This window comes from Rahnella selenatireducens, assembly GCF_046449555.1.
GTDB lineage: Bacteria > Pseudomonadota > Gammaproteobacteria > Enterobacterales > Enterobacteriaceae > Rahnella > Rahnella selenatireducens.
This window is the reverse complement of the sequence record NZ_JBKEZJ010000013.1, coordinates 110,105-127,460: the sequence shown is the minus strand read 5'-3', so window position 1 is coordinate 127,460 and position 17,356 is coordinate 110,105. Positions and strand designations below refer to the sequence as shown.

The window sequence follows — 17,356 nt, the reverse complement described above, 5'->3', positions numbered from 1 at the left end:
TTATAGGGGTTTTGTGCCCTGCGGTTCAACGCGCAGACACAATCCCTACCGGGTTCAATATAATGCAGGCCTATACCCGTCATTCTTCAGATTGCCGATGCGTTAACGGCGCTCACTCACCCGAATCACTTACCTGAATAAGCTCAGCGGGACTCGTTCACTTGCCGCCTTCCTGCAACCTGAATTATGTAGGGGATAACGATGACCCGCAACCGATGTTACTTTTCAAGATGATTGATAACGATACGTTTACTCTCATCCATAATCGCCGCTTTGGCGCGAATTTTTGCTTCCAACTGGTCAATCATATCTGTGTTATCAAAGCGCTCTCTCTGACGGACACCGTCTTCGTAGAAACCACTTTTATTATGACCGCCCGTCACACCAATCGTGGAGACCAGCGCTTCTCCCGGACCATTCACTACACAACCGATGATCGAAACATCCATTGGCGTAATAAGATCTTCCAGACGCTGTTCCAGTGCGTTCACGGTACCGATGACATCAAACTCCTGACGCGAACAGGTCGGGCAGGCAATGAAGTTAATCCCACGGGACCGGATACGCAGTGACTTCAGGATATCAAAACCGACTTTCACTTCTTCGACAGGATCGGCCGCCAGTGAGATACGCAGCGTGTCGCCGATACCTTCTGACAGCAGTAAACCCAGACCGATCGCCGATTTGACTGAACCGGCGCGTAAACCGCCCGCTTCCGTGATCCCGAGGTGCAATGGCTGTACGATTTGTTTAGCCAGCAGGCGATAAGACTCAACGGCCAGGAAAACGTCAGAAGCTTTCACGCTGACTTTAAACTGGTCAAAGTTGAGGCGGTCGAGAATATCGACGTGACGCATCGCTGATTCCAGCAGCGCTTGCGGCGTAGGTTCGCCGTACTTTTCCTGGATATCTTTTTCCAGGGAACCGCCGTTCACACCGATACGGATAGGAATGTTTTTGTCGCGGGCGCAATCCACTACGGAGCGGATGCGGGATTCGTTACCGATATTGCCCGGGTTAATACGCAGACAATCCACGCCGTATTCTGCAACTTGCAGTGCGATGCGGTAATCAAAATGGATATCAGCGACCAGCGGGACATTAACCTGCTGCTTGATGAGTCTGAACGCCTCTGCGGCATCCATCGTGGGCACGGAAACGCGGACAATATCGACACCCACGCGTTCCAGTGATTTGATCTGTGCGACTGTCGCCGCTACGTCTGTGGTGCGGGTGTTGGTCATCGATTGCACAGCAATCGGCGCTCCGTCACCTACAGGCACCTTGCCGACATAAATCCGGGTTGATTTGCGACGGGTAATGGGTGCTTGGTTATGCATTACTTCACTCTCCATCGTTACAAGCGTCTGACAAACTGCCGATTACTCGGCAGCTAACGTCAGGCGTGCAACACGGCTTGATTTTACAAAACGACTTAAATCAACCGGTTTGCCCTGGAATTGGATATCCACCGCACCCGGAGCACCGATTTTCAGCTTATACGGCGCAGTGCCCTTAACGCTGAGAGACTCGCCGCCTTTTTTGATGCCGCTGAACAGGGTTTTACCTGATGCGTCATCGATTTGTAACCAGCAGTCAGCTTTGAAAGTTAAAGCAACCGCTTGTGGATCTGTACCTGCTGCCGCGGCAGTTTGTGCATCACCCGTCGGCAGACCATTCTCAGCCGTTGTTGCTGGCTGGCTGGTAGAAACCGCTGCTGGTTCCTGTGAACCCGTTGCAGCCGGTGGAGTGCCTGCGGTAGTGGCAGGTGCCGGTGTGGTATTCAGCGGAATACTGTTTTGTGGCTGCGGCTCGGTCGACGTCGCAGAAGAAGTATCTTCAGTAGTCGGCGCAGAGTTCGCATTATCACCCAGTGGAACCGCTTGTCCCTGACCATTATCCTGATTAAGTTGCGCAGAAGACTGGTCAGCCATAGTGGCGATTTCCTGCTGCTGCACCTGATGGTTTTGCCACCACCACGCACCGGTCAGACCGATAACTACAAACACCACCAACCAGGTAAAGCCCATCAGCCAACCATCGCGTTTCTTGCGAGACTTACCGAGAGAAAAACCCTGCATTGAAGCGACTTTCGGCACTTTAATGGGAGCTTGTTTACCAATCAAACCTAACAGTTCCTCTTCAGGAACGTGCACCAGCTTGGCGTAAGAGCGCAGATAACCACGCAGGAAAGTCGGCGCAAGATCGGCCGGCGTCGTTTCTTCTTCGATCTGTCGAATAGTTGAGACTTTCAGACACAGGCGTTCTGCAACGGCCTGATGACTGAGACCTAACTGTTCACGAGCCTGACGCAGACGTTCGCCTGTGGTCAGTTTTGCATTATTTTCTTGGGAGGCTTCAGTATTCATTAGCTAAGAACTGCTGGTACTGTTTAGATTGTGGATAACTACGCGCAAGCTGCTTACCGTAGCGTTGAACGCTATCCGGATTGCCCGCTAACGCAGCGAATCGAATTTGTAACATGATGCTATCAGCCGTAGCTGGCAGAACATGTTGATATACATCCAGTAATAGTTTCGCCTGAGCGCGGTTCCCTTTCCCAAATTCTTTGGTTGCCTCAGTCAGCAAGGGTGCGCCTTTATCGGGATCAACTTTTAATGCCCGGCTTAGTAACACTCGCGCTTCCTCATTCTGATTGGCCTTCAGAAAACAGTAGCCTGCATTTTCCAGACTGTCAGCTACCTGACCGTAATCAGGTGCATTAGCTGCGGCGCTAAACTGCTGTTGTGCGGGTACATACTGCCCTAAACTACACAAAAACGCACCGTAATTATTCATCACAGTGCCATTTTGCGGTGCCAGCTTCAGCGCTTGCTGGTAGCGGCTTTGCGCAGCATTCTGATCGCCGTTTTTTTGCTCGTATAGTGCCATTCCGAGCTGGGTGCGATAATCATCCGGTGCGCCATCCACGGCTTTCTGTAAGTTTTGCTTCGCCGCGCTCATATTGCCCTGAGACAGATATTCCATCCCCAGTTCCAGACGCGTTTGCGATGCGCCCGAGGCCTGTTGCGTTTCTTTCGGCGTACCGGAACATCCCGCCAGCAGTCCAACGGAAATTCCCGCTGCAATTAGTAACTTCACACTGCCCTTCATTGTCATGCTTAATTCCCTTTATCTTGCCATCGACAACAAAACGGGGGCTTACCCGCACTACATAATAAACCCCTCGCACACCTTACGGCTTATGGTGACTACACGGCTTTTACGGAAATCTGCTGCTCGCCGGCCATTTTTTTCTTCAACGTACGTTTGGTACGGTCGATCACATCGCCTGCCAGCTGACCACAGGCGGCATCAATGTCGTCGCCACGGGTTTTACGCACAATCACCGTGAAACCGTAATCCATCAGCACTTTCGAGAAGCGGTCAATACGGCTGTTGGAGCTGCGGCCATACGGTGCGGCCGGGAACGGGTTCCATGGGATCAAGTTGATTTTGCACGGCGTATTTTTCAAACGCTCGGCCAGTTCATGTGCATGTTCAGTGCCATCGTTGATGTGGTCGAGCATGACGTATTCGATGGTCACGCGGCCCTGATTGGCGTTGGATTTACCGATATAACGCTCAACGGCGGCAAGGAAAGTATCGATATTGTATTTGCGGTTAATCGGGACGATTTCGTCGCGGATAGTGTCATTTGGGGCGTGCAGGGAAATGGCCAGTGCCACGTCAATCATGTCGCCGAGTTTATCCAGCGCAGGCACAACACCTGAAGTGGAGAGCGTGACGCGACGTTTTGACAGACCAAAACCGAAGTCGTCCAGCATGATTTCCATTGCCGGAACCACGTTGTTCAGGTTCAGCAAAGGCTCGCCCATCCCCATCATCACCACGTTGGTGATAGGACGCGTACCGGCCACTTTCGCAGCACCGATAATTTTTGCCGCACGCCACACCTGACCGATGATTTCGGACACGCGCAGGTTACGGTTGAAGCCCTGTTGGGCAGTTGAGCAGAAGGTACATTCCAGCGCGCAACCTACCTGAGAAGAAACGCAAAGCGTCGCACGGTCGCCGTCCGGAATATACACGGTTTCGACCAGCTGGCCGCCAACCTGGATCGCCCATTTGATGGTGCCATCGGTTGAACGTTGTTCGGACGCCACTTCCGGCGCACGGATTTCTGCAACGCGGGCCAGTTTTTCACGCAGCGGCTTATTGATATCGGTCATTTGCTCGAAATCATCACTGCAATAGTGGTACATCCACTTCATGACCTGATCAGCACGGAACGGTTTCTCACCCATGTTGAGGAAGAACTCGCGCATTTGTTTGCGGTTAAGATCAAGAAGGTTAATTTTTGCGGCAGCAGGCGGCACGACAGTGTTCACGACTTCTGCGGAAACGGGAGTGTTCTCAGACAAGGTATGCTCGGGCGTGTTTGATTCTAACATGATGAAAAATGGCCTCGTTGTTACACGTTATGGCGTATTGGAAGTGCAGAGCCGGCACTTTTTCAGAAACTGGCGGCCTGCAAATAAATTGCGCCCCGACGAGGCTGGCTCATTCGGGGCGCAACATTGTACAAATTTTAGGGCAGTGTTGCCATGTTTGGAAGGCACCTGTTACAAAATTCTTACGAATTTGCGGCCTGTCTTCCAGCAACCAGCGCCAAAAATCTTAACGCGGGCAGATTTCGCTTTCGGTGAAGAAGTAAGCGATTTCGCGTTGTGCAGATTCTACAGCGTCAGAACCGTGAACAGCGTTAGCGGTGAAGCTGTCAGCGAAGTCTGCACGCAGAGTGCCGGCCAGCGCGTTCTCAGGGTTAGTTGCGCCCATGATATCGCGGTTACGCTGAACAGCGTTTTCGCCTTCAAGAACCTGAACCATGATCGGGCCAGACGTCATGAACTCAACCAGACCATCAAAGAAAGGACGGCCTTTATGTTCAGCGTAGAAGCCTTCAGCCTGCTCTTTAGTCAGTTTCAGCATTTTAGACGCGATGATGGTGAAACCAGCGCGTTCGAAACGTGCGTAGATAGCGCCGATGTCGTTGTTAGCTACGGAGTTTGGCTTGATGATGGAGAAAGTACGTTGGATAGTCATGAAAAACCTCTGTCTGACTTTTATAGGTAGGGCCGGTTAATTTAATGTTATACCTGCCGTAAAATGGCGGTGATTATAGGGAGCGAAGTTACGATTGCCTACCTGAATCACAACATTTAATTAAAAAAATGTGTCATTGATTCACTATCACACCCAAACCGCCCATTTTTCGCAAACAAAGCGGAAGAGAACAGCATTCTTCAGCCTCTTCCGCGCGGCCATTACGCCTGACCGGATGAAGGAATAATGTTGCGCAGCCAGCTGCCCCACTTGCGCTGATAGAAAGGCTGGGTATGGCTGATCAGATAATGGCTGATACCCCGCTCTTTTTCGGAAACGATACAGAAATCTACCGGGCGATCGTCCGGCGACGTTTCACTCGCCACATTCCCGGCTTCGCGGATCAGCGCGTCGATCTCCTGCTCATCGCCGTCGGCTTCAACGCCAATCAACAGGTTTGGCTGGTCATCCACCGCTTTATCGTGGATCAGCGCCATAAAAGCACGGCGCACCGGCTTTTTCTGGGTAAAAAGCGTCGTTAGCGCATCAATCATGGCTGAAGGGTATTCTTCCGGCTGACCAATCAGCAACTGACTTTCTTTGTCCAGCACCAGCTCTGACGGCGCATGCAATCCGCCGTTGCTCAGCAGCAGCGTGACTTCGTTTGGCGTGAATTCCTTTCCGTATTCAGACTTGGGATTTAGAAACAGCTCATCGCCCTGCGTCATTTCAAACAACACGCGGGCAGGCAGCGCAACAAACGCCTGTTCGTCGGGGCTTTCGCCCGCGCTGGCTTTTTCCAGCACATCAACTGAAGAGAAGAAAGGAATGACTGAGCTGCCGTCCTGTTTTTCCCAGTGCAGGATATTAAGCTCGCTACCGGCGGTAATCGCCACACTGCCCTGCTTTTCCGCGTCATCCTGACCTGCATCACCCAGTACAAAAACGGTGGAATCCAGCAAAGTCTGGTAAAACGCCGGACGCCAGGCTGGTGCGGTAACGGACAGGCGAAGCAGACGCTCCAGCTCATTTTCCCCGTTTACCGCTGCGGCACCCGCAGGGAGATGATCGTGTGGGACACTCATAATACTGACTCCGGTAATGGTATAAAACGGGGCGCTGATCAGCGCCCCGTTATTCTTACTTAATCAAATGATTATATTATTTAGACTTAGCTAACAATAAGTTCGCTACGGTACGCACACCCAGACCGGTCGCACCGGCAGACCACTGGTCAGCCGCGCTTTTACGGTAGGTTGCCGAACAGTCGATATGCAGCCAGCCTTTCTTATATTCAGTGACGAAATGAGACAGGAAAGCCGCAGCCGTGCTTGCGCCCGCTGTGTGTGCAGGACCGGCGATGTTGTTCAGTTCCGCAAAATTGGAAGGCAGATGCGAACGGTGGAACTCTTCCAGCGGCAGACGCCAGAACGGTTCGTGTTCTTCTTTCGCACTTTCCAGCAGCTCGGCTACCAGCGCATCATCAAAGCTGAACAGCGCATGGTAATCGTTGCCCAATGCAGTTTTCGCCGCACCGGTCAGCGTTGCCGCATCAATGATCAGTTCCGGGTTTTGCGCAGAAGCATCGATCAGGCCATCAGCCAGGACCAGACGGCCTTCGGCGTCGGTGTTCATCACTTCAACCGTTTTGCCGTTACGGTAGCGGATGATATCGCCCAGTTTCAGCGCATTGCCGCTGACCATGTTGTCCGCGCAGCACAGATACAGTTTCACACGTTTGTTCAGGCCGTTTGCCGCCGCCAGCGCCAGTGCGCCGGTCAGGGTAGCCGCGCCGCCCATGTCAGCTTTCATGGAATCCATGGAAGCGCTCGGTTTCAGGCTGTAGCCGCCGGTGTCAAAAGTAATCCCTTTGCCGACCAGACAGGCGTAAACCGGCGCTTCAGCGTCGCCGGACGGGTTGTAATCAAGCGCCAGCAGAACCGGCGGACGGTCAGAACCACGGCCCACGGTGTGGATACCCATGTAGCTTTGCTGACGCAAATCTTCACCTTTAGTGATGCGGTAGCTGACTTTTTCGTTGCCAAATTCACACATCAGATCGACAGCGCGGGTCGCCAGTTGTTCCGGTGACAAATCTTCCGCCGGAGTATTGATAGTGTTGCGCACCCAGTCGATGATTTTCAGACGTTGTTTCAGCGTGGTGGTGTCTTCTTCACATAAATCAGCCCATTCCACATTGCGCGTGCCTTTCGGGCCACGGAACCCTTGCCAGAATGCCCAGCTGTTTTCGAGATCCCAACCTTCGCCTGCCAGTTTGACGTTTTTCACGCCCTGACCATCAATACGGCGTGCCGCACGGGCAACCGCAGTCAGCGCCTCGCCCTCTTTCAGATGGATGGTCATGCCTTCAGCACCAGTGCTCAGCGTGGCTTTTTCACCCCAACGGGCGTCTGCAGGCTGAGAGGAAAGGAACACGGACATGGCTTCATTGGTGTTTACGTCGGAACTCATAACTGCACTCCTGATTTATTATTTTCAAAGACAAATTTTATCTTCAATGAACGTCTTTTCTTCAATGACAGGTAAATCGCCCTTTCAATAGGGTGGCACTTCACGGTGAATATCAGGCTTTCGCCGTATAAACCGGTGGCAATTCACGCAGGCGGCGAACAGATTTCACCACCAGCGCAATCGCATAATCAATTTCTTCTTCCGTTGTCCAGCGTCCAAGAGAGAAACGTAAAGAGGCATGTGCCAGTTCTTCGTTAATCCCCAAAGCACGCAGAACGTAAGAAGGCTCAAGGCTGGCGGAAGTACAGGCAGATCCGGAAGAAACCGCCAGATCCTTCAGCGCCATAATCAGGGATTCCCCTTCAATGCCGGCGAAACTGACGTTCAGAATATTCGGCGCAACATGTTTGGCGGAACCGTTCATAAATACGCCGTCCAGCGCCTGAATACCTTTCCACAGACGGTCACGAAGCATAGTCAGACGTTCAACTTCCGTCACCCTTTCTTCTCCGGCGATGCGATAAGCTTCACCCATCCCGACAATCTGATGCACCGGCAGCGTCCCGGAACGCATGCCGCGTTCATGCCCGCCGCCGTGCATTTGCGCTTCAATGCGGACTTTCGGTTTGCGACGCACATACAGCGCGCCGATGCCTTTCGGGCCATAAATCTTGTGCGCGGAAAACGACATCAAATCGACCGGCAACTCGCTGAGATCAATATCAATTTTCCCCACGCTCTGGGTCGCATCCACGTGGAACAACACGCCACGGCTGCGGCAGAGTTCGCCAATCGTCGCGATATCCTGCACCACGCCGATTTCATTATTCACCTGCATGATGGATACCAGGATCGTATCCGGGCGCATCGCGGCTTCAATGGCTGCTGGCGTAATAAAACCGTCAGTCTGTGGCGCGAGATACGTGACGTCAAAACCTTCGGTTTCCAGCTGATGGCAGGTATCGAGCACCGCTTTATGTTCAGTCTGGCTGGTGATGATGTGTTTGCCTTTCTCGCGCTGCGCGTGCGCGGCACCTTTGATCGCCAAATTATCGGATTCTGTCGCGCCGGAAGTGAATACGATTTCACGCGGATCGGCATTAATCAGCTCGGCAATCTGGTTACGCGCCACATCCACCGCCTCTTCGGCCTGCCAGCCAAAACGGTGAGAACGGGAAGCCGGATTGCCGAAAGTACCGTCCAGTGTCAGACACTGCATCATTTTCTCGGCGACGCGCGGATCAACCGGCGTAGTGGCAGAGTAATCGAGGTAAATAGGTAATTTCATGGCAGGCAAGCTCCGGACTGCGCGTTCTGTTGCGAACGAAAGAATTAAAAAAACGACACCCAGTTTAAAACGGCTTCGCGGATTCTTAAATGGGAAATGACGTTTTGCGGGCACTAAACGGTAAGTATTGACGTCTGAAAATGCAAAAACCCGCGGAAATGTGAATTTCCACGGGCTTCTTAAAACATAAATCGCCGCGTTCCTTAAATAATTCGTGTCGCCTCAAGGCGGCGCGAAGTGTGGCGGGAATTAAGCTCGCAGGTTTACGTTGATCGTTTCTATCTGGCGGCCATTCGGCTGACGACGGATTTCGCCGTTCTGGCGGTCGGCAACTTCCAGGATTTCCTGATTGTTGACCAGTTCTGCCAGTGTAATGTTGTTGAGGAAACCACTGATGCGTTCGCTCAGATCACGCCACAAGGTGTGCGTCAGGCAACGTTCGCCGTTCTGGCAGCCTTCTTTGCCCTGGCAACGGGTCGCATCGACGGATTCGTCAACGGCAGTAATCACCGCGCCAACTGCGATATCACCGGAATCTTTACCCAGCAGATAACCACCGCCCGGACCACGAACACTGGCAACCAAACCATTTTTACGTAAACGCGAGAACAACTGCTCCAGATAAGAAAGAGAAATACCCTGACGCTCAGAAATATCAGCCAGTGGTACTGGTCCTTCCTGTGAATGCAGTGCAACGTCGAGCATAGCGGTCACGGCATAACGGCCTTTGGATGTCAGTCTCATAGCATGGTTACCTGTTTTAAATGTCTTTTAAAAACGCACGGATGCGGTTGATGCAAATGAGTCTGACATTCCCGAGTAAATCAGTCAACTATTTAACCGAGTAATTTACTCAAGTATTACACTGAGGAAAAACAGGCGTTTTTTCCTCCACGACTGATGGCACCACAACACAATGATTCACATAACAAAAAAGCGCATTAATAACCCAAAAAACAGGCTTATTCTTTGTTGTTATGAGTCTTTTCAATCGACGTCAGAATGCCGCGCAGGATGTTTAATTCCTGAGATTCAGGTCGCGCACGGGTGAATAAACGGCGTAATTTGCTCATGACCTGACCCGGATGAGCCTGACGAATGAAGCCGGTTTCCAGCAGCGTCTGTTCCAGATGCTGATAAAAACGCTCCAGATCGTCGACCAGCGGATACGGCGATTCTTCGTATTCCACCTTCGGTTTTGCGGCTTCGAGTAAAGCCAGATGCGCGACACGAACTTCATACGCAATAATCTGCACGGCCATCGCCAGATTCAGTGAGCTGTATTCCGGATTCGCCGGAATGCAGACGTGGTAATTACATTTTTGCAGCTCTTCATTGGTCAGCCCGACGCGTTCACGCCCGAAGACCAGCGCAACCGGCGCGGTTTGTGCCGCTTTGGCGCTGTACTCACCGCATTCACGCGGCTCAAGCATCGGCCACGGCAGCGTGCGGGAACGCGCACTGGTGCCGATCACCAGACTACAACCGGAAAGGGCTTCATCCAGCGTATCAACGATGGTGGCGTTGCCGATCACATCGCTGGCACCGGCGGATAAAGAGATGGCCTGAGAATCAGGTTTTACCAGCGGATTCACCAGATAAAGGCTTGATAACCCCATGGTTTTCATGGCACGGGCAGTAGACCCCATGTTACCGGTGTGGGACGTTTCAACTAAAACAATGCGGATATTAGGCAGCATACAGACTCTGGGCAGACGGAAAATCACAACAGCCTAACACAACGGTAGTTAATTTTCAGAACCCCTGCTATAATGCGCGCCGTTTCCCGTATTCCCGTTCTTTAACATCCTAGTTGGAAGATATCCATGCATCCGATGCTCACCATCGCCGTGCGCGCTGCGCGCAAGGCCGGTAACCTGATTGCCAAACATTACGAAACGCCAGACTCTGTAGAATCTACTCAAAAAGGTACCAACGATTTTGTTACCAACGTAGATCGTGATGCAGAACACATGATTATCGATGTGATTCGCAAATCCTACCCAAAACACACCATCATCAGTGAAGAGTGTGGCGAGCTGGAAGGCGAAGACAAAGACGTACAATGGATTATCGACCCGCTGGATGGCACCACCAACTTCGTTAAACGCTTCCCACATTTCGCTGTTTCTATCGCTGTGCGCATCAAAGGCCGCACAGAAGTCGCGGTAGTTTACGATCCAATGCGCAACGAACTGTTCACCGCGACTCGTGGCCAGGGCGCACAGCTGAACGGTTACCGTCTGCGCGGCACTAACGCGAAAGATCTCGACGGCACCATTCTGGCGACCGGTTTCCCGTTCAAAGCCAAACAACACGCAAAAAGCTACATGAACGTCGTGGGCAAACTATTCACCGAATGTGCCGATTTCCGTCGCACCGGTTCTGCTGCGCTGGATCTGGCTTACGTAGCTGCTGGTCGCGTTGACGGCTTCTTCGAAATCGCCCTGAAGCCCTGGGATTTCGCCGGTGGCGAGCTGCTGGTTCGTGAATCAGGTGGCGTTGTGACTGACTTCGTTGGCGGCCATAACCATTTCTCTTCCGGTAACATCGTTGCCGGTAACCCACGCGTCGTTAAAGGTATTCTGATGACCATGCGTGATGAACTGAGCGAAGCGCTGAAGCGTTAATTTCGCCGGTTTCGGGTCTGAGACCCAGAAAAAACGGACGTCCATTGATTGGGCGTCCGTTTTTTTATGTCTGCGGTTCAGGATTGTCAGCGAGAAGATTAACGCCCGAAAGGCCCGCCGGTGATCGGAGAAACATCACCGCCGCCAGTGCTGTAGAGCAAAATGCCCACCACCAGCAATACAATCCCGCCGGTGAGTGCCAGCAAAGACCAGGCGATGCGCTGCCACGCGGCAGGCGTCCGGCTTGCGCTCAGTTTAACTGCCAGCGAACGGCTGTAAAATACCAGTACGCCGATGAGCGACACGGTCAGCGACGTGCCGATGGCCATCGTGATGGCAGAAATCACGCCCCAGCTGTAAACGCCGATCACTTTGGAGAACAGCAGAACCATGATCGCGCCGGAGCACGGGCGCAGGCCCATCGCCAGCACAATCGCGATTTGCGTACGTAAATCACCACCCGCCTGAAGCTGCTGATCGCTCGGGACATGCTGATGCCCGCAGCCACAGTGTTCGTCATGAACGTGCGGCTGAGCGCCCAGCGGAGAAAGGCTTTGGATGCGCATGGCCGGTGCTGGCTGCAAACTTTTGATCGTCTGCCAGACCCGTTTGAGCGCCCGCCAGCACAGTAATAATCCAAGCATAATCACCAGAATGAAACTGCCCCGCTCCATCCAGAAACTGCTCTGATGCAGCTGGCGTGAAGAAAGCTGTAAAACGCCAAGCACAACGCTGACCAGCAAAATCGCCACCAGCCCCTGCACAATGGCGGAGGCAAACGTCAGTTTCAGGCTGTTTTTCAGGCGTGACGGATGCGTCGCCAGATAGGTCGTGATAACGATTTTCCCGTGCCCCGGCCCGATGGCGTGAACCACACCATAAATCAGACTGAAACCCGCCAGCGTCATGCCTGCCTGTAACGGATTTCCTTTCACCTGCCGCAAAAGCCCGGCCAGTTCCTGATGCAAATCCCGCTGCCAGATAATGCTGCTGAGCAGAATTCGCGGCCAGAAGTGGAACAGCGCAAACGCCCCGCCCGCCAGCAGGATCAGAAATACCGCCAGCGGCCATAAATCCCGCCAGGAAAAGGTTTTCGATGGCGTTGAAATTAATGACATTCGAGTGTGACCTTCTGGGCAAATTGCTGACCTAGATCCATGTCTTCCGGCGGCGCATCGGCCTTATCAAGCGACAACGCATAGCTTTGTAGCGAGGCGTCTGGTTTCGGGGTAAACAACGCCAGCGTGCAGCGTTTTTCCAGATCCGGCGGAAGGTGCAGCGCGGTTTTGTCTTTGTACGTCATATCCACAAAATAGGAGGGATCGAAGGTCGAGAACTGCATCGGTTTTCCCACCAGCGGTTGCGGGTGCGCCAGCGGGAGTACAAACTCCAGCACAGCCTGATCGCCTTTGCGGGAAAGTGCATATTCGCTGGGTAAATCGAGATATTTCACCGGTTTGCCTTCACGGTAGAAATCGGTGAAATAGTGCTGGCTGAGCACCCGTGCCATGACTTCTGCCGCCAGTTTCTTCCAGACATCCGATCCCGCTTTGGCATTCTGCGCGTCATACAGCAAGTCGGCGGAGGTGATTTCATCCATCGTCCAGACCATTTTCAGCCCGTTCAGCGACGTTGCGTCCGCCACCAGCGTGGTTTGCATATCAATAAAACTGTGCGGATGTGCCAGCACACTGGCTGGCAGGCACATGAGCGCTAAACCCAGCCATTTCGCACAGCGGGAAGCAGGCCGGTTCCTGGCTTTGTTCAAGGTCATCTCCCTGTAAAGCGCCATCAAATTGTTACTAAGTAACAGTATTTTGCTGTGCATTTAAGCGGTCGTCAAAAATATCTGTGATCTGAGTTGTAAGCCGGAGTAAAACCCAATGCCGGTGCCTTATCGCGCGCAGTCGCTTTGCTATGCTTGACTAATAATTTCACGCGACATCATTACAGAAGGTGATATGACCCCAGAAAAACAGCCCTCTCCAGCGCTTTCCGCTACGCAACGCAGATGCCACGTGTTGCTGATGCTGTACGCGCCGCTGACGGCGGTTCAACTGGAGATCATCAGCGAAATAAACGGCGTTGGGTTAAGTACGACATGGGAAGATCTCGCCGAAGTCACCTGCGAAATCCAACGGATCCACCATCTGGATGTGTTGCAGTACAGCGAAAAAGAGTGCCGGATCCAGGGCGAGCAGCTCGCCCAGCGTCTTTGCCTGTTTCAGGGACTACGCCGCACATTGCGCATTTCTCCTGATTTCGTCTCCCGCCATTTTATCCCGTGGCTGCACATCGCCTTTGACGGCCAGACCTGCCCGAAGGTGGCGCTGAGAAATGACATTCTCGGCGTCGTGATCGAAGACTGTTCGTCGCTGCTGCCGAAAGCGCTCAGCCAGCACGATCGCCAGCTGATGCAGATTTGCCTCCAGTATTGTTTATGGCAAAACGACCAGCCCACCGGCTTAAATTTCACGGAACAACAGCGCCGCTGGCTGCGGGAAAAACCGGAGTTCGCGGCGGCACGTGAAATTTTTGTTCAACTGCAAAGCCTTAGTAACGGTTTGCTGGATGACTGCGAGTGCGAATTTTTTACCCTGATGCTGCGCATGTTAAAAAACCACAGTTACCAGAGTTCCGGTTCGACGGAAGATCAGCGTCTCCTGCTGGAAATTGAGAATATGGTGGCGCGCTTTCAGGAAATCGCCGGCATGAAATTCAGCAGCTACGAAGGGCTGGTCGGCCAGCTTTTCGCCCATCTCGGCCCGGCCATAGAGCGCTGCCATTTCGGTATTGGTATCGATAACCTGATGCAGGAAGAAGTGAACCGGATGTATCCGCGTCTGGTGCGCACCACGCGCGAAGCGCTGAAAGGGTTTGAACATGAATATCTGATCAGTCTTTCAGAAGATGAAATCGGGCTGGCGGCGATTACGTTTGGCGCCTGGCTGATGCAGGGAAATGCCTTGCAGGAAAAACAGATTTTGCTGCTGACGCATGACAATCCGCAACTGGAAGAAGCAGTCGAGCAGCAACTGCGTGAAGCCACGCTGCTGCCGCTCAATATCAAATATCAGACGCTGGCGGATTTTTATCAGTTCGGCGCGCCGGGCGGCGTGGCGATGATTGTCACGCCTTACGCCATCCGCAGCACCGACGCCGATCCTTTAGTCATCCACACTCAACTGCCGCTGGCGAAAGAGCAGCGAAAACGTATCCGCTCGCTGCTCGAAGCTCCCTAGCTGGCTGTCTCAGCCGGTGCTGTAGGTGTGACGTTCGGACGCAGGAAAATCGCCGGAACCGCCAGCACCGCCATCACCCAGAATAATCCGGCGTGAAGATGTTCGAACAGGAAGCCGGAAACCATCGTCATAATGGCCACGCCGCCTCCCATCGCCAGCGCGGAATAAACCGACTGCAACCGGATCACCTGATCGCGCGGGCGTGAAGCGATGAAGCGCATACCTGCCAGATGACAAACGGTGAACGTGCCGCAGTGCAGGATCTGAATCACGATCAGCCACGGCAGCGCGGTAAATTCGCCCATCATGCCCCATCGGACAACGCCACACACCGCCGACAACAACAGCAAATCCCGCGCCGACCAGCGCCGGAAAAGCTGATGGCTGAAGGTAAAGACCAGAACTTCCGCCACCACGCCCAGCGACCATAAATAGCCGATGGTCGTTGAGGAATAGCCGACGTCCTGCCAGTAAATCGCACTGAATCCGTAATAAGCCGCGTGCGCCCCCTGCAATAACGTGACGCACAACAGGAACCGCCAGACCGGCTTTTCGCCCAGCAACGCTTTCCACGAAATGGTCGGCGCACCGTTTTCGCGCGGTACACCCACCGGCTTCACGCTCGGGCGCAATAGCATGCCGAGCAGCATCGCCGCGATACCCGCCGTCAGCGTATACAAAATCGCGTTATGGCCGTAAACCTCAACCAGTTTGCCGGTGACCGCAGAACCGATGACGAAGGCAATCGATCCCCAGACGCGCACTTTGCCGTAATCCATATTGATCTGGCGTTGCAGCGTACCCGCTAATGCATCGGTCAGCGGCACTAACGGCCCGAAGAACAAGCTAAAACCGGCAATGTTGATCATCAGCCACGCCCAGCCGTTCCCAAACCAGAACCCGACGGCAAACGCCAGCGTGAGCAACGCAAGAATACGCAGCCCGGTGATGAGATGAGACGGGTCTTTAATCGACGGAGAAATAATTAACGTGCCGAGAAAACGGGCGACTAAACCGGCACCGAGCAACAGGCCGATGCTTTCGGAGGAGATTCCCTCACCTTTTAGCCATAAGCCCCAGAAGGGAAGAAAAATGCCGTAACTGAAAAAATAAGTGAAATAACTGAGTGCAAGCCAGCGCGTGGAACGCAATTCCATAAATCCTCCGGTGTGAGGCCAATACTTTGACAAAGCTCACAATCGCTAGCAATCCGCAGACGAACTCTGACTCCCATAATGTCTGCCAGCTCACAAATTCTGATACATGCCCATAAAAAAACCCGCCGGAGCGGGTTTTAGCAGCTTAACGGCTCCGCAAATATTATGCGTAAACCGGGAAGCGTGCACAGATATCGAGAACTTTCTGTTTAACGCGTTCGATAGTTGCTTCGTCGTTCACGTTGTCCAGCACGTCACAGATCCAGCCAGCCAGTTCACGGACTTCAGCCTCTTTGAAGCCGCGACGGGTAACAGCAGGCGTACCGATACGTACACCAGAGGTGACGAACGGGCTCTTCGGATCGTTTGGCACGCTGTTTTTATTCACGGTGATGTTCGCGCGGCCCAGAGCAGCATCGGCTTCTTTACCGGTCAGGTTTTTATCGACCAGATCCATCAGGAACAGGTGGTTGTGCGTACCACCGGAAACCACTTTGTAGCCACGATCCAGAACCACAGCAACCATCGCCTGCGCGTTTTTAGCAACCTGTTGCTGGTACGCTTTGAACTCAGGTTCCATCGCTTCTTTCAGTGCTACCGCTTTACCGGCAATCACGTGCATCAGCGGGCCACCCTGGCCGCCAGGGAAGACAGCGGAGTTCAGTTTTTTGTAGAACTCTTCGCTGCCGCCTTTCGCCAGAATCAGACCGCCGCGTGGGCCAGCCAGCGTTTTGTGCGTGGTAGTGGTAACGATGTGTGCATGTGGAACCGGGTTCGGGTAAACACCCGCAGCAATCAGACCGGCAACGTGTGCCATGTCGACGAAGAAGTACGCGCCAACGCTGTCTGCGATTTCGCGCATTTTTGCCCAGTCAACGATACCGGAGAAGGCTGAGAAGCCGCCGATGATCATTTTTGGTTTGTGTGTTTCGGCCTGACGTTTAACGTCGTCATAGTCGATGTCGCCGCTTTCGTCGATGCCGTAAGGCACCACGTTATACAGTTTACCGGACAGGTTGACCGGCGAGCCGTGCGTCAGGTGACCACCGTGGCCGAGGTTCATCCCCAGAATGGTGTCGCCCGGTTGCAGCAGTGCGGTGTAAACCGCGAAGTTAGCCTGTGAGCCGGAATGTGGCTGAACGTTAGCGAAATCAGCACCGAACAATTCTTTTGCACGGTCGATAGCCAGTTGTTCAACGATGTCGACGTACTCACAACCACCGTAATAACGTTTGCCCGGATAGCCTTCGGCATATTTGTTGGTCAGCTGCGAACCCTGAGCCTGCATAACGCGCGGGCTGGTGTAGTTTTCTGACGCAATCAGCTCGATATGTTCTTCCTGACGAACAACTTCTTTTTCCATTGCTGCCCACAGCTCAGCATCATAATCGGCAATGTTCATTTCACGCTTTAACATCCGCATCTCCTGACTCAACAAACTAAAAATAAACGCCCCTTCCGGGTTCTGCGCAACAGTGTAAATGTTTAGGCCGCCTTCGG

16 protein-coding genes are annotated in these 17,356 nt (G+C 53.2%); 2 read left to right on the top strand and 14 right to left on the bottom strand.

Features of this window, described 5'->3' with window-relative positions; genetic code table 11:
- Nucleotides 1-218: 218 nt before the first annotated feature.
- The 10 genes from ispG to trmJ form a co-directional block, all read right to left on the bottom strand.
- Nucleotides 219-1,340: a flavodoxin-dependent (E)-4-hydroxy-3-methylbut-2-enyl-diphosphate synthase gene (ispG, locus tag ACLBVC_RS19660; RefSeq protein WP_410151023.1), complete on the bottom strand. Its 1,122-nt coding sequence runs from the start codon at nt 1,338-1,340 to the stop codon at nt 219-221.
- A 42-nt stretch (nt 1,341-1,382) separates the two neighbouring features.
- Nucleotides 1,383-2,369: a cytoskeleton protein RodZ gene (gene rodZ / locus ACLBVC_RS19655; RefSeq protein ID WP_410151022.1), complete on the bottom strand. Its 987-nt coding sequence runs from the start codon at nt 2,367-2,369 to the stop codon at nt 1,383-1,385.
- Nucleotides 2,359-3,120 carry a type IV pilus biogenesis/stability protein PilW gene (gene pilW / locus ACLBVC_RS19650; RefSeq protein ID WP_410151021.1) on the bottom strand — a complete coding sequence of 254 codons (762 nt, stop codon included), beginning with the start codon at nt 3,118-3,120 and terminating at the stop codon, nt 2,359-2,361. Before pilW ends, rodZ begins: the two co-directional genes overlap by 11 nt.
- A gap of 92 nt (nt 3,121-3,212) precedes the next feature.
- Entirely contained in the window at nt 3,213-4,415 is a 1,203-nt protein-coding gene (locus ACLBVC_RS19645) for a bifunctional tRNA (adenosine(37)-C2)-methyltransferase TrmG/ribosomal RNA large subunit methyltransferase RlmN (protein WP_410151020.1), read from the bottom strand.
- Between the two features lie 226 nt (nt 4,416-4,641).
- A complete protein-coding gene (ndk, locus tag ACLBVC_RS19640) occupies nt 4,642-5,067 on the bottom strand; it encodes a nucleoside-diphosphate kinase (RefSeq protein ID WP_101076359.1) in 426 nt (141 codons plus the stop codon).
- 221 nt (nt 5,068-5,288) lie between these two features.
- Nucleotides 5,289-6,152, bottom strand: a complete 864-nt coding sequence (gene sseB / locus ACLBVC_RS19635) for an enhanced serine sensitivity protein SseB (RefSeq protein ID WP_410151019.1) — start codon at nt 6,150-6,152, stop codon at nt 5,289-5,291.
- Nucleotides 6,153-6,228: 76 nt separating this feature from the next.
- Nucleotides 6,229-7,539, bottom strand: a complete 1,311-nt coding sequence (gene pepB / locus ACLBVC_RS19630) for an aminopeptidase PepB (RefSeq protein WP_410151018.1) — start codon at nt 7,537-7,539, stop codon at nt 6,229-6,231.
- Nucleotides 7,540-7,651: 112 nt separating this feature from the next.
- On the bottom strand, nt 7,652-8,827 hold the full coding sequence (locus tag ACLBVC_RS19625) for an IscS subfamily cysteine desulfurase (protein WP_410151017.1): 1,176 nt from the start codon (nt 8,825-8,827) through the stop codon (nt 7,652-7,654).
- Between the two features lie 249 nt (nt 8,828-9,076).
- A complete protein-coding gene (iscR, locus tag ACLBVC_RS19620; RefSeq protein ID WP_113875975.1) occupies nt 9,077-9,571 on the bottom strand; it encodes a Fe-S cluster assembly transcriptional regulator IscR in 495 nt (164 codons plus the stop codon).
- Nucleotides 9,572-9,789: 218 nt separating this feature from the next.
- The gene (gene trmJ / locus ACLBVC_RS19615; protein ID WP_410151016.1) at nt 9,790-10,527 is read right to left on the bottom strand and encodes a tRNA (cytosine(32)/uridine(32)-2'-O)-methyltransferase TrmJ; all 738 of its coding nucleotides are present in this window, start codon (nt 10,525-10,527) and stop codon (nt 9,790-9,792) included.
- A 126-nt stretch (nt 10,528-10,653) separates the two neighbouring features.
- Here trmJ and suhB point away from each other — a divergent pair, with 126 nt between their 5' ends.
- Nucleotides 10,654-11,457, top strand: coding sequence for an inositol-1-monophosphatase (gene suhB, locus ACLBVC_RS19610; RefSeq protein ID WP_104921062.1), 804 nt, complete (start codon nt 10,654-10,656; stop codon nt 11,455-11,457).
- A gap of 98 nt (nt 11,458-11,555) precedes the next feature.
- Here suhB and ACLBVC_RS19605 read toward each other — a convergent pair whose 3' ends face one another.
- Nucleotides 11,556-12,575: a nickel/cobalt transporter gene (locus ACLBVC_RS19605; RefSeq protein WP_410151015.1), complete on the bottom strand. Its 1,020-nt coding sequence runs from the start codon at nt 12,573-12,575 to the stop codon at nt 11,556-11,558.
- Nucleotides 12,566-13,165, bottom strand: a complete 600-nt coding sequence (locus tag ACLBVC_RS19600) for a DUF1007 family protein (RefSeq protein ID WP_410151064.1) — start codon at nt 13,163-13,165, stop codon at nt 12,566-12,568. Before ACLBVC_RS19600 ends, ACLBVC_RS19605 begins: the two co-directional genes overlap by 10 nt.
- Nucleotides 13,166-13,418: 253 nt before the next feature.
- Between ACLBVC_RS19600 and csiE the strand changes: the two genes are divergently transcribed.
- Nucleotides 13,419-14,699: a stationary phase inducible protein CsiE gene (csiE, locus tag ACLBVC_RS19595; protein ID WP_410151014.1), complete on the top strand. Its 1,281-nt coding sequence runs from the start codon at nt 13,419-13,421 to the stop codon at nt 14,697-14,699.
- Here csiE and ACLBVC_RS19590 read toward each other — a convergent pair.
- On the bottom strand, nt 14,696-15,856 hold the full coding sequence (locus ACLBVC_RS19590; RefSeq protein WP_410151013.1) for a 3-phenylpropionate MFS transporter: 1,161 nt from the start codon (nt 15,854-15,856) through the stop codon (nt 14,696-14,698). The genes csiE and ACLBVC_RS19590 overlap by 4 nt on opposite strands.
- Nucleotides 15,857-16,019: 163 nt before the next feature.
- Nucleotides 16,020-17,273, bottom strand: coding sequence for a serine hydroxymethyltransferase (glyA, locus tag ACLBVC_RS19585; protein ID WP_195815491.1), 1,254 nt, complete (start codon nt 17,271-17,273; stop codon nt 16,020-16,022).
- Between the last annotated feature and the right edge of the window lie 83 nt (nt 17,274-17,356).